Origin of the sequence: Lachnobacterium bovis, from assembly GCF_900111325.1 — a bacterium.
In the GTDB taxonomy this organism is placed as follows: domain Bacteria; phylum Bacillota; class Clostridia; order Lachnospirales; family Lachnospiraceae; genus Roseburia; species Roseburia bovis_A.
In genome coordinates, this window is the sequence record NZ_FOGW01000013.1 from 1 (window position 1) to 25,841 (window position 25,841).

Here is a 25,841-nt window from a genome sequence, read left to right on the forward strand (position 1 = left end):
CCCCCTCAAGATGAGATATCCCCTCCTAAAAGGAGATAAGACCCCTGAGAGACTAACAGGTAAATAGGGCAGAGGTGGAAGTGCAGTAATGTATGTAGCTGACTGTTACTAATAGGTCGAAGGCTTGACCAAAAAGGTTTTTAATAACTTGTATGAAGTTTTGAAGGTATAATACTTCAATTAAATAATCCTCGATAGCTCAATGGTAGAGCACTCGGCTGTTAACCGAGTTGTTGTAGGTTCGAGCCCTACTCGGGGAGTTATGGCTCCGTGGTCAAGCGGTTAAGACATCGCCCTTTCACGGCGGTAACACGGGTTCGATTCCCGTCGGAGTCATTTTTTATATCTTTGGTGACTTAGCCAAGTGGTAAGGCGTGGGTCTGCAACACCCTGATCGCCGGTTCAAATCCGGCAGTCACCTTTAACCAAGTCTATAATTGACTTGGTTTTTTTGTGTTTTAAACAATTTTTGGTTTAGGCAGGAAGTTATAAACATAAATAGGATAATTGATGTTTATATGTGTATAAAGATTACAAAATATGCATATGTAGTTGAAGAATATAATGGTATTAAAAATATAGTCTATAAAATGAAAGTATAGCATATCATAATTGGATGAGTTTGAATATCATGGAGTTACAGTAATTGCTAATAAATAAAGTAATAAATAAAGAAATAAATTAAGTAATAAATTAAGTAATAAATAAAGCAATAAATTAAGAAGAGTAATAATGTAAGTAATAAGTATTTTGTAGTAATAAAAAATATATTTATATGATGTATCTAAATAATATAGATAATAATTTGTTTAATCAAATAAAAATCCCCTAATTATACTTAATAACATGTAAAAAAAATAATTTTTATATAAAAAAATGCCGATTAATAATAATGTGAGGTGTGTTGTTTTGAAAATTATTGGTTTCTTATGAATGCGTTAAGTATTAGTATTTTATGATAAGGATAAAAAAATGTGAATATACGAAAAATTATGATTAAATGTAAAAAAAGATAATAAAGACTTCTTTGGTGAAAATATACAATTTGTAAGAAAATTTTTGTGAATGATTTTGACATATTTTGGTTGACGTTGAATGAAATTGACTCTATAATTGTTATCATGATAAATAAAAATTTATCAATGATTTGGATATTTAGTGGTTATATATAGATAATTTAAAATTAAAAGTAAATTAATAATAAAGTATCAAATGTATTATTAAGTATCTTATAAAATATATTTTTTAATATGCTATTAAATGTATAATTAATAAGATTTCATATTTGATAAGTAATTTTGCTATATATATGTTTTTATGTATAGGAATTGTTTTGAGAATTATTATAATTTTTTTAATTATCTATGAAAAAAATAACTGTTTATGGAGAGTGATTTATGTTAGCTGAGGAGAGATTTGCTAAGATATTGTCTATTATAGAAAGGGAGGGAAGTGCGACTATTACAGAGTTGATGGCATCTTTGAATGCTTCTGAATCAACTATAAGGAGAGATTTGAATACATTACATTCAAACGGAGCCTTAATAAAAGTTCATGGTGGTGCAATTTCAAATAATGTTGTTGTTAATACTATGGATGAAAATTATGTTAATAGAAGCGGATTAAATAAAGAAGATAAATCTGTGATAGGCAAGTATGCAGCTACATTGATTAAACCAAATGATTTTGTTTACGTTGATGCTGGTACAACGACATCGATGATGATTGATTATATCACTGAGAAAAAAGTTGTTTTTGTGACTAATGCTATTGAGCATGCAAGAAAGCTTTCGCAGAGAGGTTATACAGTATACCTTCTCGGTGGTGAGATGAAAATTAGTACAGAAGCTATTGTTGGGGAAAGCGCGATAGAAAGTTTGAATATGTATAATTTTTCAATCGGTTTTTTTGGTGCGAATGGAGTTAGTACAGTTAAAGGAATAACGACACCGGAATTAAAGGAAGCTATGGTTAAGAAATCTGCTATTAGTAAATGTAAGAGAAAAATATTATTGGCGGATTCGAGTAAATTTAATGAAGTATCTAGTGTGAAATTTGCTGATTTTAAGGAGATGAGTATTATTACGACAAATCTAAAACAGCAATCACTTAGAAAATATAAAAATATAACGGAGGTTTCTTAAGATATGATTTATACAGTTACATTTAACCCATCGTTAGATTATATTGTTTCTGTTGATAACTTTAAAGCTGGAGAGGTTAACAGAACAACTGATGAGATTATTTTTCCAGGTGGAAAAGGAATTAATGTATCTATTGTACTAAAAAATTTAGGATTCGATAACACAGCATTAGGATTCATGGCTGGATTCACAGGTGATGAAATTTCAAGATTACTTGAAGAAAAAGGAGTAAAAACTGATTTTATCCATGTTGAAAAAGGTTTATCAAGAATTAATGTAAAGATGAGATCTAATGAAGAATCTGAAATTAATGGTAGAGGACCTGAAATTTTACAAAGTGATATTGATAAGTTGTATAAACAGTTAGATAAATTACAAGAAGGCGATACATTAGTATTAGCTGGTAGTATTCCTAGTGTTATGCCAGAATCAATGTATATGGATATTATGAAATATTTACAAGATAAAAAAATTGATATTGCTGTAGATGCAACAAGAGATTTATTAGTAAATGTTTTACCATATAAACCATTTGTAATCAAACCTAATAATCATGAATTAGGTGAAATTTTCAATGTTAAAATTGAAACAAAAGATGATGTAGTAAAATATGCTAAGAAATTACAAGAAAAAGGTGCTAGAAACGTATTAGTATCTATGGCTGGTGATGGAGCAGTTTTAGTTACTGAAGATGGAAATGAATTTAGAGCAGAAGCTCCAAAGGGTGATTTAAAGAACTCAGTAGGTGCTGGTGATTCTATGGTTGCAGGTTTTATTGCTGGATATTTAACAAAGAAAGACTATTTTGAAGCTTTCAAAATGGGTGTTTGTACAGGTAGCGCAAGTGCTTTTTCAGAGGAGTTAGCTACAAAGGCTGAAGTTGAAGCATTATATGAAAAAAATAAAGATTTATTTTAATTATATTAAGGAGGTAGACGCGTGAGAATTAAAGATTTATTAGCAGTTGAGAGTATTAGTCTTAACGGTAAAGCTAGTAGTAAGACAGATGTTTTAAATCAAATGGTCGATTTGATGGCAAAAAGCGGAAAAATTAACGACGTAGACACATATAGAAAAGGTGTGTTTGCAAGAGAAGATGAATCTACAACAGGTATTGGTGATGGAATTGGTATTCCACATTGCAAATCTCCAGCAGTAAATAAACCAGGACTTGCTGCAATGGTTTTACCAAACGGAGTTGATTTTGATTCATTAGATGGACAGCCAGTTAACTTAATTTTCTTAATTGCTGCTCCAAATACTAAAGATAACGTTCACTTAGATGTATTAAGTAAATTATCAACACTTCTTATGGATGTAGATTTTACAGAAAAATTAAAAAATGCAAAATCAGTTGACGAATTCCTTAAGATTATTGATGATGCAGAAAGTGACAAAGATGAGGAAGAGACTGCAAAATTAGCAGCTCAAGAAGGTGCAAGTTTTTCTGTACTAGCGGTTACAGCTTGTCCTACAGGTATTGCTCATACATACATGGCAGCTGAGTCATTAGAGCAACACGCAAAAGATAGAGGAATTTCTATCAAAGTTGAAACAAGAGGATCTGGTGGTGCTAAAAACGTATTAACAGATCAAGAAATTAAAGACGCAAAAGCTATTATTGTTGCAGCTGATACAAAGGTTCCTATGGATAGATTCGATGGTAAACCTGTTATTCAAGTAAAAGTTGCTGATGGTATTAATAAGGCTGATGAATTATTAGATAGAGCAATGAATGGTGATGCTCCAGTATTTAATGCTGCAGAGTCAAGTTCAGATAGCGAAGATTCTTCAAGTTCAGAAGGTGCAGGAAGATCTGCTTACAAACACTTAATGAGTGGTGTTTCTCATATGCTTCCATTCGTTATTGGTGGCGGTATCATGGTTGCACTTGCATTCTTAATTGATACAATCTGTGGCTATGGAGCTTCTGGTAGTGGTAACTTTGGTCAAATGATGCCTTTATCAGCATTCTTTAAATATGTTGGTGGACTAGCAATGGGACTCATGGTTCCTGTTTTAGCTGGATACATTGCATATTCTATTGCAGATAGACCAGGTCTTGCAGTTGGTTTTGTTGGTGGTATGTTAGCATCATCAGGAAACGCAGCATTTAAAGATTTTGTAGGCGTATGGCCAGATAAATTAAATGGATTTGAGAAATTTATTGCTGACTTTGGTTTTGCAGGTAAAGGTCAGACAGTTTCAGGATTCCTTGGTGGTATTGCAGCTGGTTTCGTTGCAGGTGCAATCATCTTATTATTAAAACAACTTACAAAGAATTTACCAAGTTCATTAGATGGTTTAAAACCAACATTAATTTATCCAGTATTTGGTATATTATTAATGGGTATCGTAATGTGTTTCGCATTAAATCCATTAATCGGTGAATTTAACACAGTATTAAATGATATGTTATCAGCATTATCAAAAGCAAATATGCTTCCAGTTTTAGGTTTAATCTTAGGTGCTATGATGGCTATTGATATGGGTGGCCCAATTAATAAAGCTGCATATGTATTTGGTACAACAATGTTATCACAGGCAGCTGATTTAATTAAAAACGGTGCAAGTCAATCTGATCCAGCAGTTCAAGCTTGTTATGTAGCAATGGCAGCAGTTATGATCGGTGGTATGGTACCTCCAGTTGGTATTTCATTAGCATGTTTCTTGTTCCCTAAGAAATTTACAAATGCTGAAAGAGAAACAAAAATTACTAACTTAGTAATGGGATTCTCATTCATTACAGAAGGTGCAATTCCATTTGCAGCAGCTGATCCATTACATGTAATTCCTTGTACATTAGTTGGTGCTGGTGTAGCAGGATGTTTAGCAGCTGTATTTAAATGTACATTGATGGCTCCACACGGTGGAATTTTCGTTATTATGACGATTGGAAAGCCATTAGCATTCGTCATTTCGTGGTTAATTGGTTCTCTTGTTACTGCAATTTTACTAGGATTTATAAAAAAGGATGCAAAATAAAAAAAAATGAGTTATAATAGTAGCGAAACACTTTTGTAATAATAGGAGGAAATTAATTCATGAAAGAGTTTAAGTACACAATTAAAGATGAAATGGGAATCCACGCTAGACCAGCTGGATTATTCGTAAAAGAAGCTGCTAAATTCCCATGTGCTGTAACAATCGCAAAAGATGGAAAAGAAGTTGACGCTAAGAGAATTTTCGGAGTAATGAGCCTTGGTGTTAAATGTGGTCAAGAAATCACATTAAAAACTGATGGTGATCAAGAAGAAGAAGCTTGCGCAGCTTTAAGCAAATTCTTAGAAGAGAATCTTTAATTTAGGTTTTTGAATTAAATTATAGAATTTTTTTAGAATTATTGATGTCTAATTAAAAAAAAGGAGTTATCCCAGTAAGTTTAAATGTTTGTTTTTACTTACTGGGATAATGTCGTAAAAGGTGTACTTATTATAATAGACTTTGTATTAAGAGGTTATGTAATTTTTAAGTGCAAGGTATAATAGTGTATAATAAGTTACGTTAACTAAAATCATTTAGTGAATATGTAGTAAGAAATTCAGAATAGTAGATATAATGAATAAGGAGATTTATATGGTTATCGAAGGAAAAAGTGTCTTTAGTGGCGTAGCCATTGGTAAGCTTTCTATTTTTAATAAAAAAGATAACACTGTAAAGAGAAATACTATACAGGATGTAGAAGCTGAAACAAAGAGATTTGAAGATGCAAGAGAAGTAGCTAAAACACAACTTGCAGGAATTTATGAGAAAGCGGTTAAAGAAGTTGGTGAAGTAAACGCACAGGTATTTGAAGTTCACCAAATGATGCTTGATGATTTAGATTACGTTGAATCTATCACAAACATGATTGAAAGCCAAAAAGTTAATGCAGAATTTGCTGTAGCAACAACAGGAGATAATTTCTCAGATATGTTCGCATCTATGGATGACGATTATATGAGAGGAAGAGCTGCTGACGTAAAAGATATTTCTAATCGTGTAATTTCTATTTTACAAGGAAATTCAAACGATGCAGATATGGCTGATGAACCAGTAATTTTATTAGCAGATGATTTAGCTCCAAGTGAGACTGTTCAATTAGATAAATCTAAAGTATTATCATTTGTTACAAGACATGGTTCAACAAATTCACATACAGCTATCTTAGCTAGAACAATGAACATTCCAGCATTAATTGGTGTAGACTACCCAGAAGATGCTAATGGTAAAGTTGGTATAGTTGATGGTTTTGAAGGAAAAATTATTATTGATCCAGATGAAGAAACATTAAAAGTTTACCAAGAAAAGAAAAAACAAGAAGACGACAAAAAACGTCTTTTACAAGAATTAAAAGGACAGGATAATGTAACTCTTGATGGTAAGAGAATTAACTTATATGCTAACATCGGTGGTGTAGGCGATGTTGCTTCTGTACTTGCTAATGATGCAGGCGGAATTGGATTATTCAGAAGTGAGTTCTTATACTTAGAGTCAGATACATATCCAACAGAAGAAGCTCAGTTTAGTGCATATCGTAAAGTAGCAGAAAATATGGCTGGTAAAAAAGTTATTATTCGTACTTTAGATATTGGAGCTGATAAACAGGTTGATTATTTTGAACTTGATAAAGAAGATAACCCAGCATTAGGATACAGAGCTATTCGTATTTGCTTAACTAGACCTGAAATTTTCAAAACTCAGTTAAGAGCTATCTTAAGAGCTAGTTATTATGGTAACATTTCTATCATGTTCCCAATGATTATTTCTGTATCTGAAGTTAAGAAAATCAAAGAAATCTTAGCTGAAGTTAAAGCAGAATTAGATGCTGAAGGAATTCCATATAAGAAAGACATCGAAATCGGTGTTATGATTGAAACTCCTGCAGCAGTTATGATCAGTGAAGAGCTTGGAAAAGAAGTTGACTTCTTCTCTATTGGAACAAACGATTTAACTCAGTACACACTTGCAATTGACCGTCAGAATCCAAAATTAGATGATTTCTATGATTCACATCATCCAGCACTTCTTAAGATGTTACAGATGATCGTTGATAATGGTCATAAAGGTGGCGCTTGGGTAGGTATTTGTGGAGAATTAGGTGCAGATACTACATTAACAGAAACATTCCTTAAAATGGGATTCGATGAGTTATCAGTTAGCCCATCTATGATTTTACGAGTAAGAGATAAGATTCGTTCAATCGACACAACAAAATAATTTTTTATAGATACAGTTTAAGAAGATTATTTCAAGATAAGGTATTAATTTAGAGAAGTCTAATTATTACCTTATCTTTTTTTGTTAAAAAAATTATTATATTTATAAAAGTTGTAAAATTTATGTGGTTATACTAAAATAAAAGGGAATGAAAAAATGATTTGAGGTATTTATATGAGAATAATAATAGCAAGACATGGGGATCCTAATTATGAAATTGATTCTTTAACAGAAGTTGGTTGGAAAGAGGCCGAATTATTATCTGAGAGAATGCTCAAGTATCATGATAAATATGGAATAAAGGATATTTATGTGTCACCTTTAGGAAGAGCAAAGGATACAGCCTCTAAAACATTAGAAAAATTAAATATGAAAGCAACAGAGTGTGAATGGTTAAGAGAATTTGCACCTAGAATACATAGACCAGATACGCAAAAACTAAAAAATGCGTGGGATTGGTTGCCTGAAGATTGGACTAAGGAAAAAGATTTTTATGACGTTGAAAAATGGACAAATCCAAGTGCAATGAATGAAAGTGATGTTCCAAATGAATATAAATGGGTTTGTGAGGAATTCGATAATTTATTAGAAAAACATGGCTATAAGAGAGAAAATAATTATTATAGAGTAGAAAATGCAAATGACGATACAATAGTATTATTTTGTCACTTTGGTTTAGAATGCGTATTGTTAAGCCATTTATTACATGTATCACCGATGATTTTATGGCATGGATTTTGTGCACCAACTTCTTCAGTTACGTTGTTATATACAGAGGAAAGAAGAAAAGGAATTGCTTCATTTAGAGCAAATTGTTTTGGGGATACATCACATTTATATGTGGCAAATCAAGAACCTTCATTTTCAGCAAGATTTTGTGAGATGTATGATAATGAAGATGAAAGACATGATTAAAAAGAGATTACAGGTATAATCGAAATTTTAAAGAGTAATATAATTAAAGATGGGGATTTTATAAATAAGAGGAGAGTATTTAAATGAGTGCACAAGAAAACACAGAAAAAGTTTTAAAAAAGTTACATATAGCAATTTCGAAAAGTCCAGAATATGAAGGAGATAATAATAAGATTATTGTTGATAAGTATCAAATGATAGGACTACTTAAGAATCTTACTAAATGCATGGGCGAGTTGATGGAAGAGTATGAAATGACTAAAGCTAGTAAAGATAAAGCTGAAAGAGAATTTCGTAAAAAAAGTGAAGAAATTGTTATAGATGCAAATCATAAAGCAGAAGATATTTATGCAGCGTCAGTTTTATATACAGACGAAGCGTTGAATAGTATACAAGATATTATGCAAAGAGCGCAGGACTCGGTAAAAAGAGTATATACTCAAATGGATGAAAAGTTAGCTGAGCAAAAGCGAATTGTAAAGAGTAATCAATCTGAATTAAAATCACAATTAGAGGGTTTGGTTGATACAGATAAATATCTAAAGCTTATTGAAGAAAGAAATAGAGAAATAAAAAAAGCAAAAGCTTTACGTGCATCAGGTTTAAAATATCAAAGAAAAAAATTTACACCTTCATATAATAACATTCAGCCAGAGGTAAAAATTAATCCTAAGTATTTTGAAAAATTAGGAATGACTATGGATGAAGCTGATAGTGTGGCAAATGATGATTTTGGCGATTTCGGAAATGTAGCTAATTTTGAACCTTTTACAGGAGAATTAGAATCGTATGATACTAATGAATTAAATGAAGAATATTTACAGGAAATTGCAAAAAATTTTGATGTAGATAGCTTTATTGAGGAAGAAAGAAGCATTTTACCACAAGAGACTGATATTCAAGTTAATTTAAATTCTGCATATTTTAAAAAGAAGAAAGAAAATCAGGAAATCAGTGAAAAGAAAAATAATGATCATACAAAAGATCAAAAATCTGAGCATATACCTTCAAAGGATATAAAGAAAAGAAGTAAGGCTATAATTGCAAGGGATAAAGAAAACAGAAATAAAAAAATATATTTAAATCAATCGCCAGAAAAACAAGAAAGACTCAAAAGAGTGTCTGAACCTATAGAGAGATTAGATTTAGATGATGAAGATGAAGAAATCCTTACGCAAAGAGATAAAATGGATGAGGTTTTCTTGAAAAAATTAAAGGAAGAGGAAGAAAGTGCGTACCGTTCATTGGCAAATGAAGTACAAAAATTGATGAAAGATAATTAAATTCTTGCTTTTAGAAGGTACAATAGCTATAATTTTAAAAAGAAATTTTTTTTGAGAGGAATAAGATTATGAAATTATACGAAAATGGAGCTTATTTAATTAACGGAAAGGAAATAGTTGTAGATTCGAATGAAGCTTTGTTAGAAATAAAAAGCAAATTTGGAAAAGATACAACTAAGGAAGAAGCTAGGGAAGAGACTATTGCTAATGGTATTTTACAAAAACACAATGTATCAGGCGATAAAGAAAAATTACAAATTAAGTTTGATAAGTTAACATCACATGATATTACATATGTTGGTATTATTCAAACTGCAAGAGCATCAGGATTAGAAAAATTTCCAATACCATATGTTTTGACAAATTGTCATAATAGTTTATGTGCAGTAGGTGGTACAATCAACGAAGATGATCACATGTTTGGATTAACAGCTGCAAAAAAATATGGTGGTATTTATGTTCCACCTCATCAGGCAGTAATTCATCAGTTCGCAAGAGAAATGTTAGCTGGTGGAGGCCAGATGATTTTAGGTTCAGATTCACATACTAGATATGGTGCCTTAGGTACAATGGCAATTGGTGAAGGTGGACCGGAATTAGTAAAACAGCTTTTGAATAGAACATATGACATAAATCGTCCAGAAGTAGTTGGAATATATTTAACAGGTAAACCAATTAAAGGTGTAGGTCCACAAGACGTTGCTTTAGCTTTAATAGGTGCAACTTTTGAAAAAGGTTTCGTAAAAAATAGAGTAATGGAATTTGTTGGACCAGGTGTTAAGGAGTTAACAGTTGATTTTCGAATTGGCGTTGATGTAATGACAACTGAGACAACATGTTTATCTTCAATTTGGGAAACAGATAATGCAGTAAAAGACTTTTTAGATATGCATGGAAGAATAGGAGATTATAAAGAATTAATTCCTGGCGAAGTGACATATTACGATAAATTTATTGAATTAGATTTAAGTAAAATTAAACCAATGATAGCTATGCCTTTCCATCCAAGTAATACGTATACTATTGAAGAACTAAACAAAAATTTAATAGATATTTTAGATGATTGCGAGAAAAGAGCTAAAGTAAGTTTCGATGGAAAAGTAGATTTAGACTTAAAGAGCAAAGTAAGAAACGGAAAATTATACGTAGATCAAGGAATTATAGCAGGTTGTGCAGGTGGTGGATTTGAAAATATTTGCGATGCAGCAGATATTTTAAAAGGTTCATCAATTGGTTCTGATGAATTTACACTTAGTGTTTATCCAGCATCAACACCAGTTTATATGGAATTAGTGAAAAATGGAGCAGTTGCTAATTTAATGGCTTCAGGAGCAATTGTTAAGACTGCATTCTGTGGTCCATGTTTTGGAGCAGGAGATACTCCAGCAAATAATGCCTTCTCTATTAGACATTCTACAAGAAACTTCCCTAACAGAGAAGGTTCAAAAGTTCAAGATGGACAGATTGCATCTGTTGCATTAATGGATGCTAGATCAATTGCAGCAACAGCGGCTAATGGTGGATATTTAACAGCAGCAACTGAAATTGATGTAAATTATACAAAACCTAAATATTTCTATGATAGTACAATTTACGAAAACAGAGTTTTTGATAGTAAGGGAAAAGCAGATTCAAGTGTAGAATTAAAATTCGGTCCAAACATTAAGGATTGGCCAAAGATGAGTGCACTTCCTGATAATTTGGTCTTAAAAGTTGTTTCAGAGATTCATGATCCAGTTACAACAACTGATGAATTAATTCCATCAGGTGAAACATCTTCATATAGATCAAATCCATTGAAATTGGCTGAATTTGCACTTTCAAGAAAAGATCCACAATATGTTGAAAGAGCAAAAGAAATTCAAAAAGCACAAAAAGCAGTTGAAGAAGATAAATGTCCAGTTTCTATTGTAGATGAAATAAAACCTATTATGGATGTTATACATAAAGAATTCAAAGGTGTAAAAAGAGAAAACCTTGGATTTGGAAGTACAATATTTGCTGTAAAACCAGGTGATGGATCAGCTAGAGAACAAGCTGCATCATGTCAAAAAGTTCTTGGGGGATGGGCAAATATTGCAAATGAATATGCGACAAAGAGATATCGTAGCAATTTAATTAATTGGGGTATGATTCCATTTTTGATAAAAGAAGGAAAATTACCATTTGAAAATTTAGATTATATTTTTATTCCGGATATTAAAAAGTCTATTTCTGATGGAAAGACAGAATTTGATGCCTATTTAATTAAAGATGGACAAAAACATTTATTCAAATTAGGAATGGATCCTTTAACAGATAATGAAAAAGAAATTATTTTAAAAGGATGTTTGATTAATTATTACAAGAGTCAAATGTAAATTATATGTAAAAAAGGTTATATCTAGAATAAATACATAAAAAAAAAAGGAGCTTAAAATTGCAAAATAAAAAAAATGAAAAAGAGTTGGAAGAATATTTAAAAATAGGAATTACACTTTTTTTAACTCTTTCAAGTGTTATAGTCTTCTTTTTTGTGATATACAGGTTTGATAGTTTTGCTGATATTTCAGCAAAGCTAATTAGAACTGGTCAGCCTATTATAATTGGTGCGGCAATAGCATACATATTAAATCCTGTAATGAAATTTTGGGAAAAGCAGATTCACAAGATTGCGCCTAAATTTATTAAGGATGAAAAAAAAGAAAAAGGTTTTACTCGAGCCTTAGCAGTTACAGCATCAATTACAGTGTTTATTATTTTGATTTTCTTATTAATAGCATCTATTGTTCCTGCAACAATGGAAAGTATTAGTAATTTAATATCACGTTTTCCAACTGAAATGAGAAATTTTACTAAATGGATGACAAAATTATTACAATCAGATAGTAGAGCATCAGAAGTTGCGAAGACAACGATGAATAAAGTGACACAAGAATTCGAAAAATGGACAAAGGGTGATTTATTACCACAAATTCAAAGATACTTAACACAAATAACAAGTGGTGTAGTTAGTATAGTTACAGGATTTTTTAATTGTTTTATAGGATTAATAGTAGCAATATATTTGATGGGAATTCAAGAACAATTAAAGGGACAAAGTAAAAAAATAATATATGCAATATTTAAACCTAAAACAGCTAATGAATTGATTGAGATAATACGTCATTCAAATTCTATTTTTGGTGGATTTATTACAGGAAAAATAATTGATTCAGCAATATTAGGAGTTATTTGTTACATTGGGTGTTTATTCTTAAATATACCAAATGAAATTTTAGTTGCAGTAATAATAGGTGTGACTAATTTGATTCCATTTTTTGGACAATTTATTGGAGCTGTTCCAACATTGCTTATAACATTAATTCAAAGTCCAATTCATGCTTTGTATTTGTTAATTTTTATGGTTATTTTACAGCAAATTGATGGTAATATCATTGGACCAAAAATTATTGGTAACACAACAGGATTATCTTCATTCTGGGTTATGTTTTCAATTTTAATTTTTGGAGGAATGTTTGGATTTGTTGGAATGTTACTAGGAGTACCAATTTTTGGTGTTATCTACTATTTAGTAACAAAAGTAGTAAACAATATTTTGAGAAAAAAAGAATTGGAATTAGAAACAACTGCATATATAGATGTAGTTAAGGTAGATGAGAAAACAAACGATCTTGTTTACGAAAAATTAAATGACCAAAAAGGTGACAATAAATCATCTAGAGAAAAAAAGAATGAGAATTTTTTAATAAAAAAAATAAAAAATAAAGATAAAAATTCAAATTCAGAAAAAGATAAAAAGTAATTTTTTTGATTTAAAATTAAATATTTAATACTAAAAAAGAAAAATGTACAGTTATGTGAAAAAAATAAACGTAACTGTACTTTTTTTGCGTGTTTTTTTGACATACATTCGCTGCTATGTTACACTAAAATATATATAATTAGCTACAGTTGGCTAGTTGTGTATATATATGGAATAATTGACGGTAATACTGACACTTTTGTTACTGATAACTTTAGACAAGTGAGTAATTGTACTAGAAACAATTAAAAAATCATTCACAATGAGGTGACAGGAATTGGATAAATATGAATATAATTTAAAATTAGATGAAATAAAAAATCTATACAAGGATAGTAAATTTGAGGCGGCGGCTAAAGTTGCAGATGGGATTAATTGGAATAAAGTTAAGAACGTTAATATTTTAGTAAAAGTCGGTGAAATTTACGAAAAATTAGGTAGATTAGAAGACGCTAGAGAAATTCTTATTTTAGCATATAATCGTTCTCCTTTAGGCAGAAATATCATTTATAAATTAGCAAAATTAGCATTAAAATTAAATGATATCGAGAGTGCAAATGAATATTATGATGAGTTTGTTGAAATTGGACCAAATGATGTATTAAAGTTTGCATTAAAATATGAAATTAAAAGAGCTACTGGGGCTACAACAGAGGAATTAATTCCAATACTAGAAAGTTTAAAAGAGCACGAGTACACAGAAGAATGGGCATATGAACTTGCATATTTATATCATAAAGCAAATATGGTTCAAAAATGTGTAGCAGCGTGTGATGAACTTATTTTATGGTTTGGTGATGGTCCATATGTCGAGAGAGCACTCGAATTAAAAATCTTATATCATCCACTAACAAAAAAACAAGAAGAGAAATATAAAAAATTTCATTTAGATGATGAGAAGATACAAAAAATCGAAGAACTTGTTGATCAAAATGAATTACCTGAGGCAACTGATCAAAATGAAAATAAAGAAAATGAAGAGAAATATGATACTGATTCATTAAAAAAATCTCTTGAAGATTATATTGAGCAAATTAAAAAAGCTGATAATCGTGATCAAATTGAAGAAAATCTTGATAATATCAAGAAATTGGTAGTTGATATGCCTTATTTAAAAGTTGTTCAAATTGATGATGAGATTTTGAAAAAAACTAAAAATATTGAAACTGACGAAGAAATTGATGGTTCTTTAAAATTGAATTTTAAAGAGTTATTGAGTGAAGAATCTGAAGGTAAAATTAATATTACAAAATCAGAAGATGAAAGCGAAAATGAACAGCTTAGTATTGATGATATTCTTGGTAAATGGGAAAAAACTAAACGTGCAGCAGAAACTGCATTAAAGAATGCCGAAGAAAAGAAATTGAATTCTTCAAGAGCGAGAGCATTAGCTGTTGCAGAAGATATTTTAAAGAGATTAAATGAGGTTATTCCTAAGTTAGAGGAAGGTCATTCTCCAAAAGAGTTACTAGAGAGAGAATATTTGAAAGATAAATATGATTTAATTGAAGCTGCAAGAGAACACAATCTTGGAATTGAATTAGATCCAGATAAGATTAAACAAAGAGAAACTGTCAAAGAACAAAAAGAGATAAAAAAAGCTATAGAGGCAGAAAGAGCAGTTTCAGATATTTATAATTCAGATATTAATGAAACACCAGTAACTCGTGAAAGAGCAGAAGCTGTTGATTTATCAGAAGATGATAAAGCAGAAACAAATGAATTTGATGAACAAGAGCAATCAGAAAATGATTCTTTAGAAAAATCAGAAGAAAATGTTGAAGAGAATTTATCAGTCTCAGCAGAGTCTATTAATGAAGTAATTAATACAGAATCTTCAATTGAAACAGAACAAAACGAAGAAGCAACAGTAGAAGAAAATGTCTCAAATGAATATAAAAAAGTTAATGATACAGATGTTTCTGAGTCAAAAGAAAACAATTTTGAAGAAGAATCAGTTAAAGAAGAAATTTCTTCAAATGATGATTCAGTTAATTCAGAAGAAAATAGCATTGAAGATGTAGAAAAGTCTGAGAGTGAAGAGGAATTATCAGAAGAAGATAACAACGATTCTTCAGAGAATGAAGCTGATAAAGTTGAAAACATTGGTGAAGAAGCATGGAATGGTATTTGTAATATATTAAGTACAGTGTTCAAATCTAATGATAATGAAGATATAGAACAAGATACGGTAAATGAATTATTAGATAAGAATGATGAAATAGCAGACAAAACAGGTGTATTAGTTGACTTTGATTCTGTTAAATCAACATCAAACAAAAAGGATGATAATACAGAAGTAAAAGATAACAATATTATCACTGAAGAAACTAAACCAATGCCTACTAGAGAAGAACTTGAAGAAGAAATAAAGAAACAGTTATCTGAGAAGAAGGCGGAGAGAAGTAAACTTGTTAAAAAAGAAACAGAGTTAGTTGAAGAACTCACTAAAGAGCAAAAATCAATTTTCTCTTATTTTGTACCAATTAAAGGTATGGAAAAACAGCTATGCCAAGTTTTAACAGGATTGAAAGAAAGATTAAAGGATAATTCAAATGCTAACGAAAGAAACTTAATTGTCCAAGGTACAAGAGGTTGTGGTAAAACTGTTTTAACAACTGGAATTATTAAAATTTTACAGGAAGAAACAGGTAAACCAGAAGGAAGAGTTGGTAAAATACAAGCTTCTGCATTAAACAAAAAAGATATCAATAAATTAATTAAAAAGGTATCTGGTGGATGTTTAATTGTAGAAAATGTTTGTGAATTAACTAAAAAAACAGCAGTTGCATTATCACTATTAATGGAACATGATACAAGTGGAATGCTTATTATTTTTGAGGATACACCAAGTGGAATTGAAAAAGCATTTTCTTTAGATGCTGGTTTAGAGAAGAAATTCTCTGAAAAAATTACAGTACCAATTTTTAACAATGATGAATTGGTAGCTTTTGGTAAAGCATATTGCTCAGAATTAGGATATGCTATTGAAGAAATGGCGATACTTGCACTTTATAATAGAATTAATAATATTCAAAGATTAGATCAAGCAACTACAATTTCGGAAGTAAAAGATATAATTGATGAAGCTATTATAAACGAAAGAAAAAGAAGTCGTATAAAAGCGTTTTCTAGATTTAGCAATAAAAAACGCTATACAGAAGATAACAGAATCATCTTAAGAGAGAAGGATTTTGAATAATAAAAATTAAATATATTTTGGAGGAGAGTAGTATGAGTAACTTTACTGAAATGGACAGCTATTTGTTTGGGCAGGCGACACACTATGAAATTTACGAGAAGTTAGGAGCTCATGTGTGCAAAAAAGATGGAAAAAAAGGGGTTGTATTTGATCTTTGGGCACCACATGCTAAGCAAGTATTTTTAATAGGCCAATTTAACGACTGGAATGAGACATCACATGAGATGGTTAAACTCGGAGATGATAAAAATGGCATTTTTGAACTTTTTGTAGAAGGTGTAAAAGAGGAATCTTTATATAAATATTTGATTATCACAGAAGATGGTAAGAAATTATACAAAGCTGATCCATATGCTTCATATGCAGAATTACGTCCAGGTACAGCTTCAGCTGTATATGATACATCTAAGTTTAAATGGACAGACAAGAAATGGATGAATGAAAGAGCTAAAAAGACAGAAGAAGATGTCTATAAAGAGCCAATTGCAATTTATGAATGTCATCCAGGATCATGGGTAAGACATCCAGGAAGAGATGATGACGGATTTTATACATATGAAGAATTAGCAAAGAAACTTATCCCATATGTTAAAGAAATGGGATATACTCATATTGAATTAATGGGTATAGCAGAATATCCTTTTGACGGATCATGGGGATATCAAGTAACAGGTTATTATGCACCAACATCAAGATATGGAAAACCAGATGAGTTTGCAGCATTTATTAATGAGTGTCATAAAGAAGGAATTGGTGTTATTTTAGATTGGGTTCCAGCACATTTTCCTAAAGATGCACATGGATTAGCAGAATTTGACGGTCAACCTTTATATGAATATCCAGATCCAAGAAAGGGAGAACACTCTGATTGGGGAACTAAGATTTTTAATTATGAAAAAAATGAAATTAAGAATTTTCTAATTGGTAGTGCGTTAATGTGGATTGAAAAATATCATGTTGATGGATTAAGAGTAGATGCAGTTGCATCAATGTTGTATCTTGATTATGGAAAACAAAATGGTGAGTGGATTCCAAATAAATTTGGCGGAAATAAAAACCTTGAAGCAGTTGAATTCTTCAAACATATTAATACAGTTGTATTAGGAAGAAATCATGGAACACTTATGATCGCAGAAGAATCGACAGCTTGGCCAAAAGTAACAGGTAAGGCAAATGAAGATGGATTGAACTTTACATATAAATGGAATATGGGATGGATGCATGACTTTCTAGATTATATGAAATTAGATCCATATTTTAGAAAAAATAATCATAACAAAATGACATTTGCAATGAGCTATAACGAAAGTGAAAAATACATTTTAGTATTATCACATGATGAAGTAGTACATTTGAAATGTTCTATGATTAATAAGATGCCAGGTTACGAAGTTGACAAATTTAAAAATTTGATGGCTGGTTATGCCTTTATGATGGGACACCCAGGTAAGAAATTATTATTTATGGGTCAGGAATTCGCACAATTACAAGAGTGGAGCGAAAAAAGAGAACTTGATTGGTATCTTCTAGAAAATCCTAGACATAAATTTATGCAAGATTGGGTTAAGGCATTATTACATTTGTACAGAGAAAATAAGGGTATGTATGAGTTAGATCACAGTTGGAAAGGTTTCGAATGGATTAATGCTAACGATGCAGACAGAAGTATTTTTAGTTTTGTTAGAAAAAGCGAAGATGGAAAAAATAATTTATTGTTTGTAATCAACTTTACACCAATGGAAAGATTAGATTATAGAGTGGGTGTTTTGGAGAAAAAGACATATAAATTAGTCTTAGATAGCGATGATGCCAAATTTGGTGGTACTTCATCACATAAAAAAGCTTCATATAAAGCAGAAGAAAAAGAATGTGATAATAAAAAGTATTCATTCGCATATCCATTACCAGCATATGGTGTGGCAGTATTTAAATATTAAGTGACTGTTTTTAGTATGCTTTGCTGTCGATATACTATATAAGTATAGTATTGAAGTGACAAGCGAGGGATAACTATGAAGATAGATATTACATCATATATAGATAAAAAAGAGATTGAAAAAAATAAAGATGGAATTGAGGAATTTCTTTCTGATATTAAGGAGAATTCCTCAAAGACATTTTTCAAAAATCCAGAATATAAGGCAAGTGATTTATCACAAAATGATGCCATTGATAGGTTTACATATGTTAAACCTAATTTAGGTGTCAAAAAAGATGAGTCACTTGCCAAATCTATTTTAGAGGATATTAATTCACCGATGAATAAAACTGCAAATGATTTGGCAGTAATTGCGAATACCGTTTCAGCAGAAGATTTAAAAGAATTAGAAAAAAATGGATATTCAATTAATGATACTGATGTAAAAACAATTGTAAGTGTCACAGATAAGATTAAGGCTACACTTGCAAAAGCTGGAGTTGATATATCTAAAATTTATGGTTCATCATTATCATCAGAAGAATTAAAGGAGATAACAGGCGATGTTGCAATAGCAAAACAAATAGAGAGAAGCCTGAAAGAAAAAGATTTACCAGTTAATAAGGAAATAATGGAAAAGGCATTAGATTCTTATGAAAAAGCTTCTGATATATCAAAATTGCAAGAATCGACTATTTCGTATATTGTAAAAAATGATATAGAACCAACAATTTCTAATGTATACTTAGCGCAAAAAAGTGCAGGAATCAAACCAAATTTAACAGAAAATTTAAACGATTTTCAGAGAGATAATATTAATGATTTAAAAAAACAAATTGATGAGTTCTTGATAAAAAATGGATATGAAAAAACAAATCAAAATATAGATAATAGTAAAACAATTATAGCAAATAATATAAATCTTACCAAAGAAAATCTGGATTATTATAATGAATTATCTAATTTTGAAAAGTTAGAGAGTACTCAGATTATAGACAAATTGGTATCTGCTGTTATGGATGGAAAGAGTCCGGAGAGTGCTTATATTTTAACAGGATATTCATATTCTGAGCTTGCTATCAAAGATTATGAAATTATTAATTCAGCTGAAGTTGAAGATTTAGAATATGTTATAGAGGAAAACAAAGATGTTACAATTTCTAATTTGGCAGATTCAATAAAACAAAGACAAGATGAATCTAGAGAAACGACAAGAATTAATAACAAAGAAATAATAGCGGACAAAGATTTAAAGATTTTAATGGCAAAAAGACAGTTAGAAGAAGTAAGATTGATGATGACAATAGATGCCAATTATAAATTATTGAAACAAGGTGTTGCATTAGATACAAAGCCACTAGAAGAGATAGTGGATGAACTAAAAAATCTTGAGCAAGAATATTATGATTCGATTTTTAAAGAGAAGGCCGTATCAAGTGAAAAAATAGATAGATTTGAAGCTACAAATTTTGCTATAGAAGAATTAAAAAATCAACCTTCAGCAATATTAGGTAGAGTCGATAAGGTACTAACAATAAATGAGTTAAATGAAATTGGGGATAAGGAATTTGTTGATTTTAAAAGAGTAAATGAAAATTATGAAAAAGTCATGACACAACCAATAGCTCAATTAGGAGATTCTATCAAAAAGGCATTTTCAAATTCTAACTATTTATTAGAAAATTTAGGATTAGATGTTAATGAAGAGACTCTTAGAGCAGTTAGAATTTTGGGATATAACTCAGAAGATGTAACAATTGAAAATATTGAAAAAGTAAGAGATATTGATATTAAAATTCAAAACACTTTTAAAAATTTGACACCTAATGTTACTGTTGAAATAATTCAAAGAGGAATTAATCCATTAGATATCCCAATTGAGGATTTAAACAATATGGTTTCGACAATTGCAAAAGAAGTTGGTCCGACTAAACAAGATAAATTTAGTGAATATCTTTGGAAATTAGAGAAGAATAGTGATATATCACCAGAAGAAAGAAAATCTTACATTGGAATTTATAGACTGATTTCTCAAGTAGAAAAGACAGATGGAAGTGTCGTTGGAATGGTATTAAAGCAAGATCAAAAAGTTACTATGAGAAATTTATTAACTGCAATTAGAAGTAAAAACAAGTTAGATATGGACTATGAAATAGATGACGATTTTAATGGAGTTGATTCAAAATATACAAATGCCATTGATAAGCAAATTGAAGAAGGAATAGTATTAAATGCTAATAAGGCTGAACTTGTTAGAATAAAAGTTAATAACATTGTTGATGAATACCTTAATTCCAATAAATTAAGTGGAAAACTAATTAACAACTGGCAAGATATGAATCTAGATGATTTGAAAAAAGAAATTTCAAAAGAAAATGAAGAACATTTTTCTGAGAATACAAAGCTAGAGAACGAATATTTTGAAGAAGTAAAAAATGATTTTATAAAGGTGCTTAGCACAAAAGATGAAGTCATAGATATGCTTGAAAAATATGATATGCCATGCAATCTTATAAATTTATTAGGCGCAAGAAGCTTAAGACAGCCAGATAAAGTTCTTGATATGTTATTCAATGGTGATTTTTCTGAAATTGAAAAAGTACAAAAGATGAAAGAAGAAATAATTAGAAGATTTGGAGAGAGTATAAAAGAACCAAAAGAGATGGCTGACGCTCAGGAAGAACTAGCCGATTTAGCAGAACATGCTATGGATGATATGCTAGTTGAAAATAAAACAATCACGGCAAAAGAGTTAAAATCATATAGAATAATGGCATCATCTCTAAAAATTATGGCTAAGCAATCAAGAGAAGAGGCTTATGTAATTCCCGTTGATACAGCAGATGGCGTGGCAGGAATCAAGTTGAGGATAGTAAGAACTTCTGAAGAAAAAGGAATGGTGAATCTATTATTTAAGGCAAATTCTAATTATAAAGTTGCAAGTAGTTTAAAAGTTATTGGAGATAATGTTGGAGGAATGATTGCGTCTGATAATAATGAAATCGTAGATAAAATAAAAAAAAGCTTAGATGTTATAAAAAAGAAATTGCCTTTTGATGAAAATAAAATTCAGATTGATATAGCGTATTCAGAAAATTTAGATTTAAATAAATTTGATAATAGTAAGATTACTAGTGAATATGATTGGAAACAAAATGAAAAAGAATCAAAACCTCAAACTAAAGTACTTTATAATGTAGCCGAGATTTTGGTAAAGCAATTTTCTGATTTATAGAATTTATAATAAAGAAAAAAGAAGATTAAAAGGTAGATAAAAAAAGAGCGCTGAGCATATATTATGAGGTTTTTCCTTCAAATTTAAATCGTTGGAGATTATAAAAACCATATATGCTAGTGCTCTTTTTTAGTTTGTGTTTTATTTTAAGTTCGTATTTTTATATGTTATTTCAATTTTAATGTTTTAACTATAGTATCCCAGGTAGATTGATCTTCAAATCCTAATTTCCAATAAGCAGCTCCGGCAAGTTTTTTCTTATTTACAATGTTTAATTTTTTAGAAATAGATTTATTATCTTCAATCCAAACCTTATAAAGATTCTCATTATCTTTATACTGTATATAATATTGACCTTCATCACTTAGCCATTTTTTAGTTGTTTTTGTATCAGTTACAAGTTTGCTCATTGCGACAAGACCTAAAGTAGATTTGATTTTGTAGCCATTGTTGTCAGATGAATCATTTACATTTGAAAGAGGTTTAAACCATAATCTAGAGTAAAAAGGTATGCCCATAATCACTTGGTTGCTAGGTACATCATTTAATGTTTTCTCTATTCCTGATTTGACCCAAGAATAAGAAGCAGTAGATCCAGCTGATGGTGAACCTGAAGTATGTTCATCATAGGCCATTATACAAATATAGTCAGCAAAATTAGCTTGTTCTTTTATATTATAAAAACGAGTATAATTAGCTGGAGTGTAATTATCAACTGATAAAATCAAATGGTTATCTTTACATTTTAAAGATAATTCACGAACGAATTGAATGTAACTATCTCCAACTTTACTTCCATTTAGTGATTCAAAATCAAGATTAATACCGTCTATGTTATATTGTATAGCTTGCGAAATAATTTGGTTAACTAAATTGTGTCGTGTACTAGTGTGAGTTAATACATAAGAAGTATCAACATTTTTATTTTCAATATTACTGTATAGTGCCCAAACTTGAATGTTTTGTTTGTGACAATAATTTACATAGTCAATACTAGCTACGCTTTTTAAATTTCCATTATTATCATTCAAAGAAAACCATGTTGGAGATATAACATTTACTTTTTTAGTAGATGCTAACACACTAGAAATTTTTGAGTTAGCAGCAGGTGATGTAACTTGATGCCATGCCATATTTATAGTGGAATTTAAAAGTTTATGTGTAAAATGTTCTTTTTTAAAATTTGTTTTAAGGTCTTTTTTTGTAACATCGGAAAGTGCACTATTTTTTACATAACCGATTATGCCATCGCTAGACATTACCTTTGACCAGTTGTCATATTTTTTGATAAGTCTAAGCGATTCTCCGGAGTTAAGATCTTTTAAAATAGGACTTTTTATTCCACCTAATACTCTAATTTGAGTGCTTTTTTCACTTGAACAGTAATCTAGATTTTTGAATTCTGTGGTTAAAACTATTCTTGATGGATTTTTATAAAATTTATAATCAAAATTTGAGAATTTTTTTATAAAATTCACATTTATATAGCAATTATCTCCAGATGTCACCACGATTTTTTTGTTAAAGTTCGTGTTAGTTCGGTTAACAAGATAATTAGATGAATCAGGAGAAACCATGATGAGATCTTTATTAGTTGTGTAAAGAAGTTTATTCTCATTTGAATCCCAATATAATCTAGAATTTAGATTTTTATGAATAAATTTATAATTTAAATACACATCACCGTCAATTAAAGTACCTTGAGACTCTTCAAAATTAGCATTTAAAATAACGGCGACTTGTTCATCGGTTATTAGACCGTAGTTCTTACTAATATCTGCATGAGCATTGTTTGGAGAAAAGTGTTTATATAGAAAAATTCCTATGAAAATACAAACCAATAAAAAAATAATGGCACATGGAATTAGTAATTTAGACATAATTTTTTTCATTTTTGTCTTCCATCCTTTATATATTTTTTTTAATTATATCATATAATATGTAAAAAATTAACATTGATATAGAAAAGAAAAATGACCATTCCGGCAAAAGAATGATCATTTTATTATAAATGATATTAAATTGAAAAAAACCACTTAAGTAGAATTGACAAGAAGGTATTGAGCACCTTTTGTGTATAAATGTAAATTTGTGGTATATAACATAAAAATCCTTGTTACATAAAGTCTTTTGTCAAATCTTGGAAAAATTTCCATTCAGCGGAAGTAAGATGAAACGGATTAAAGAAAAAGGGAATAGAATTTAAAGAGTAGTGATATTGTTTAGAAAATGATTTTATATCGTTTGGAAGTCCAAGATTAGATAGTAGAGTTGTTTTTGTGTTTTTTAAAACAGTACTCTTTGAACTACTTTTTTCTATATCGTAGGGCGATAGAATAAAATCAATATAATTATTAAATGTTGAAGCCTTTATTTTATTGCTATAGCCAATAACAAAATGTACGTCATGTCTTAAAAATTCAGATAAGACATTCTGATTTAAAACACCCATATCCACAATAAAAAAATTATATTGTTTAGAACGAATGTTAATAAGATCACGGAATAATACATTCGGATAAAAATCAATGTTTAAGTGCTTAAAATGGTCTGTAATAAATTTTTGATTATTCAAAAACGAAATTCTATTTGATGAATTAAATTCTAAATAAGCAACCTTAAATTTGAGTTTATTTGCTAAGTAATTTGCTAAAGCTAATGAAAAATGTGTGCAGCCAACATTAGGTTCACTTCCAGTAATCGCTATTGTTGTCGGTGTTTGAAAATGTTTGTGAAATCTAAAAATCTTCTTTTCCTCCCTTCAAGATGTAAAATTTGCCGAAATATTTTATCTTTTTTGCTACTGTATATAAATGGATTTGTATCATAGGAAAAAGAATAGATTGGCAAATTATAATGTTTAGAAATTGCAATTAAATGTTTAGAACGTGATATAGATAAAGTTGATAAATTAGCTATAAGTACAACATTTTCTTTGGAAATAACGGATAAATACTTTTCAATTGCCAAAATATTTGATTCAAATAGCCATTCAGATGAAGGCAATACAATAAGGAATAAATCATAATCATTATTTCTTAATTGGGTTAAATCATTTAACACGCCAATATCATGAATTTGAATTTGAGTCTGAGAATTTTTAACAATAATACCATCGCCATAATTAGGTAATCCGTTGAAATTCTTATATTTAAGATAACCATCAATTTCATTTACATTAGAGTTTGCTTTTTGAAAATCAAGTAGATGATTAGAATTATTTTTTTCTATGTAAACAGCTGGTATTTGTTGTGTATAAAAAAATGAAGTTATTGCAATCGAAAAATGTGTACAACCGCATCCAGATAAAGTGCCTAAAATTGCAATTTTTGAATATTGTTGCGTGTTATTATACGACCTTAAATCTTGTATATCTTTTAAAAATATACTAATAAATCTGTCGACCGTTTCAAAACGACATTTAGGATCTAAGGATAATGCTTTATTTAAAGCAGATATAGAACTTTTGGAAAATGTAAATTCTAAATAATTCATAACATATTTTATTAATTTAGCCAAAGTATATACATCTGACCGTATAGTAATTTTTTCACCATTAAGTAATTCAGGAGATGAAAATTCATAATTACCCTTTATGGTAGAAGCATTATCAGGGTAAATTGTATCAAAATTTCCGAAATCAATTAATTTTAAAGAGTCATCTTGTATATATATGTGTTCTGGTTTTAAATCCTGGTAAAAGAGTGGAGTTTCATATGAATTATGTAAAAAAGTGTAAATATCTGATAATTTTTCACATAAATTTATAAAAAAAAGGGGACTAATATGTTTGTTATTGTATAAAAATTCTCCAAGGGTTAAACCGGAAACATATTCTTGTATAAGATAAACGTTGTTTTGGTCTTCTTCTACATCATAGATAATTGGAATTCCGGGATGCCGTAAAGATTTAAGAATTAAAGCCTCCGAAATTATAGATTGGTAACTGTTTTTTTCTTTTGAAATAACTTTTATAGCTCGTAGAGAATCTAATGTTTTGTGTTTTGCGAGAAATACAAAGCTAAAAGAACCAGTTCCAATTTGTTTAATTATTTCATATTTTTGGATTATATTTGATGAAAAAATAGATATGTCCATAGAATTATTATTCATTTAAAACTTCCTTCCTGCTTACGCAACGTATATTTTTTATATCATGAA

At 29.8% G+C, this 25,841-nt stretch carries 15 protein-coding genes, 3 tRNA genes and 1 rRNA gene; 16 read left to right on the top strand and 3 right to left on the bottom strand.

What is annotated here, in order from left to right; all coding sequences use genetic code 11:
• The 16 genes from BMY79_RS06720 to BMY79_RS06795 all read left to right on the top strand — a co-directional run.
• Positions 1 to 132, top strand: a 23S ribosomal RNA gene (locus tag BMY79_RS06720); the annotation flags it as partial.
• A 56-nt stretch (positions 133 to 188) separates the two neighbouring features.
• Positions 189 to 260: transfer RNA gene (locus BMY79_RS06725), tRNA-Asn, on the top strand.
• 4 nt (positions 261 to 264) lie between these two features.
• Positions 265 to 336 (top strand) — tRNA-Glu (locus BMY79_RS06730).
• A 14-nt stretch (positions 337 to 350) separates the two neighbouring features.
• Positions 351 to 421, top strand: a tRNA-Cys gene (locus tag BMY79_RS06735).
• 976 nt (positions 422 to 1,397) lie between these two features.
• Entirely contained in the window at positions 1,398 to 2,144 is a 747-nt protein-coding gene (locus BMY79_RS06740) for a DeoR/GlpR family DNA-binding transcription regulator (RefSeq protein ID WP_022748134.1), read from the top strand.
• Positions 2,145 to 2,147: 3 nt separating this feature from the next.
• Positions 2,148 to 3,062, top strand: a complete 915-nt coding sequence (gene pfkB, locus BMY79_RS06745; protein ID WP_022748136.1) for a 1-phosphofructokinase — start codon at positions 2,148 to 2,150, stop codon at positions 3,060 to 3,062.
• Positions 3,063 to 3,083: 21 nt separating this feature from the next.
• Positions 3,084 to 5,129 (top strand): PTS fructose transporter subunit IIABC, encoded by a 2,046-nt coding sequence (locus tag BMY79_RS06750; RefSeq protein WP_022748137.1) that lies wholly within the window; start codon positions 3,084 to 3,086, stop codon positions 5,127 to 5,129.
• Between the two features lie 59 nt (positions 5,130 to 5,188).
• Positions 5,189 to 5,446 carry an HPr family phosphocarrier protein gene (locus BMY79_RS06755; RefSeq protein ID WP_022748139.1) on the top strand — a complete coding sequence of 86 codons (258 nt, stop codon included), beginning with the start codon at positions 5,189 to 5,191 and terminating at the stop codon, positions 5,444 to 5,446.
• A gap of 274 nt (positions 5,447 to 5,720) precedes the next feature.
• The gene (ptsP, locus tag BMY79_RS06760) at positions 5,721 to 7,343 is read left to right on the top strand and encodes a phosphoenolpyruvate--protein phosphotransferase (RefSeq protein ID WP_022748140.1); all 1,623 of its coding nucleotides are present in this window, start codon (positions 5,721 to 5,723) and stop codon (positions 7,341 to 7,343) included.
• A 174-nt stretch (positions 7,344 to 7,517) separates the two neighbouring features.
• Positions 7,518 to 8,258: a histidine phosphatase family protein gene (locus tag BMY79_RS06765; protein ID WP_022748141.1), complete on the top strand. Its 741-nt coding sequence runs from the start codon at positions 7,518 to 7,520 to the stop codon at positions 8,256 to 8,258.
• Positions 8,259 to 8,341: 83 nt separating this feature from the next.
• Positions 8,342 to 9,541, top strand: a complete 1,200-nt coding sequence (locus BMY79_RS06770; protein ID WP_022748143.1) for a DNA topoisomerase 2-like domain-containing protein — start codon at positions 8,342 to 8,344, stop codon at positions 9,539 to 9,541.
• A gap of 68 nt (positions 9,542 to 9,609) precedes the next feature.
• Positions 9,610 to 11,901: a hydratase gene (locus tag BMY79_RS06775; RefSeq protein ID WP_022748144.1), complete on the top strand. Its 2,292-nt coding sequence runs from the start codon at positions 9,610 to 9,612 to the stop codon at positions 11,899 to 11,901.
• 59 nt (positions 11,902 to 11,960) lie between these two features.
• A complete protein-coding gene (locus BMY79_RS06780; RefSeq protein WP_022748146.1) occupies positions 11,961 to 13,325 on the top strand; it encodes an AI-2E family transporter in 1,365 nt (454 codons plus the stop codon).
• A 277-nt stretch (positions 13,326 to 13,602) separates the two neighbouring features.
• Positions 13,603 to 16,527 (top strand): tetratricopeptide repeat protein, encoded by a 2,925-nt coding sequence (locus BMY79_RS06785; protein ID WP_074730650.1) that lies wholly within the window; start codon positions 13,603 to 13,605, stop codon positions 16,525 to 16,527.
• A gap of 32 nt (positions 16,528 to 16,559) precedes the next feature.
• Positions 16,560 to 18,464 carry a 1,4-alpha-glucan branching protein GlgB gene (gene glgB, locus BMY79_RS06790; RefSeq protein ID WP_022748148.1) on the top strand — a complete coding sequence of 635 codons (1,905 nt, stop codon included), beginning with the start codon at positions 16,560 to 16,562 and terminating at the stop codon, positions 18,462 to 18,464.
• 75 nt (positions 18,465 to 18,539) lie between these two features.
• Entirely contained in the window at positions 18,540 to 21,680 is a 3,141-nt protein-coding gene (locus tag BMY79_RS06795) for a DUF6240 domain-containing protein (RefSeq protein WP_074730651.1), read from the top strand.
• Positions 21,681 to 21,847: 167 nt separating this feature from the next.
• Here BMY79_RS06795 and BMY79_RS06800 read toward each other — a convergent pair whose 3' ends face one another.
• The 3 genes from BMY79_RS06800 to BMY79_RS06810 all read right to left on the bottom strand — a co-directional run bounded on the left by BMY79_RS06800 (position 21,848) and on the right by BMY79_RS06810 (position 25,793).
• Complete coding sequence (locus BMY79_RS06800; protein ID WP_074730652.1) at positions 21,848 to 23,572, bottom strand: glycosyl hydrolase family 18 protein; 1,725 nt, start codon at positions 23,570 to 23,572, stop codon at positions 21,848 to 21,850.
• A 224-nt stretch (positions 23,573 to 23,796) separates the two neighbouring features.
• Complete coding sequence (locus tag BMY79_RS06805) at positions 23,797 to 24,255, bottom strand: hypothetical protein (protein ID WP_027422291.1); 459 nt, start codon at positions 24,253 to 24,255, stop codon at positions 23,797 to 23,799.
• A gap of 128 nt (positions 24,256 to 24,383) precedes the next feature.
• The gene (locus BMY79_RS06810; RefSeq protein ID WP_027422292.1) at positions 24,384 to 25,793 is read right to left on the bottom strand and encodes a serine/threonine protein kinase; all 1,410 of its coding nucleotides are present in this window, start codon (positions 25,791 to 25,793) and stop codon (positions 24,384 to 24,386) included.
• Positions 25,794 to 25,841: the final 48 nt, after the last annotated feature.

What these genes read in the sequence shown, in the direction of transcription:
- pfkB (WP_022748136.1), top strand. Translation starts at nt 2,148, where the DNA reads ATGATTTATACAGTTACATTTAACCCATCGTTAGATTATATTGTTTCT.
- BMY79_RS06740 (WP_022748134.1), top strand. Translation starts at nt 1,398, where the DNA reads ATGTTAGCTGAGGAGAGATTTGCTAAGATATTGTCTATTATAGAAAGG.
- BMY79_RS06795 (WP_074730651.1), top strand. Translation starts at nt 18,540, where the DNA reads ATGAAGATAGATATTACATCATATATAGATAAAAAAGAGATTGAAAAA.
- BMY79_RS06775 (WP_022748144.1), top strand. Translation starts at nt 9,610, where the DNA reads ATGAAATTATACGAAAATGGAGCTTATTTAATTAACGGAAAGGAAATA.
- BMY79_RS06765 (WP_022748141.1), top strand. Translation starts at nt 7,518, where the DNA reads ATGAGAATAATAATAGCAAGACATGGGGATCCTAATTATGAAATTGAT.
- BMY79_RS06770 (WP_022748143.1), top strand. Translation starts at nt 8,342, where the DNA reads ATGAGTGCACAAGAAAACACAGAAAAAGTTTTAAAAAAGTTACATATA.
- BMY79_RS06755 (WP_022748139.1), top strand. Translation starts at nt 5,189, where the DNA reads ATGAAAGAGTTTAAGTACACAATTAAAGATGAAATGGGAATCCACGCT.
- BMY79_RS06810 (WP_027422292.1), bottom strand. Translation starts at nt 25,793, where the DNA reads ATGAATAATAATTCTATGGACATATCTATTTTTTCATCAAATATAATC.
- BMY79_RS06800 (WP_074730652.1), bottom strand. Translation starts at nt 23,572, where the DNA reads ATGAAAAAAATTATGTCTAAATTACTAATTCCATGTGCCATTATTTTT.
- glgB (WP_022748148.1), top strand. Translation starts at nt 16,560, where the DNA reads ATGAGTAACTTTACTGAAATGGACAGCTATTTGTTTGGGCAGGCGACA.
- ptsP (WP_022748140.1), top strand. Translation starts at nt 5,721, where the DNA reads ATGGTTATCGAAGGAAAAAGTGTCTTTAGTGGCGTAGCCATTGGTAAG.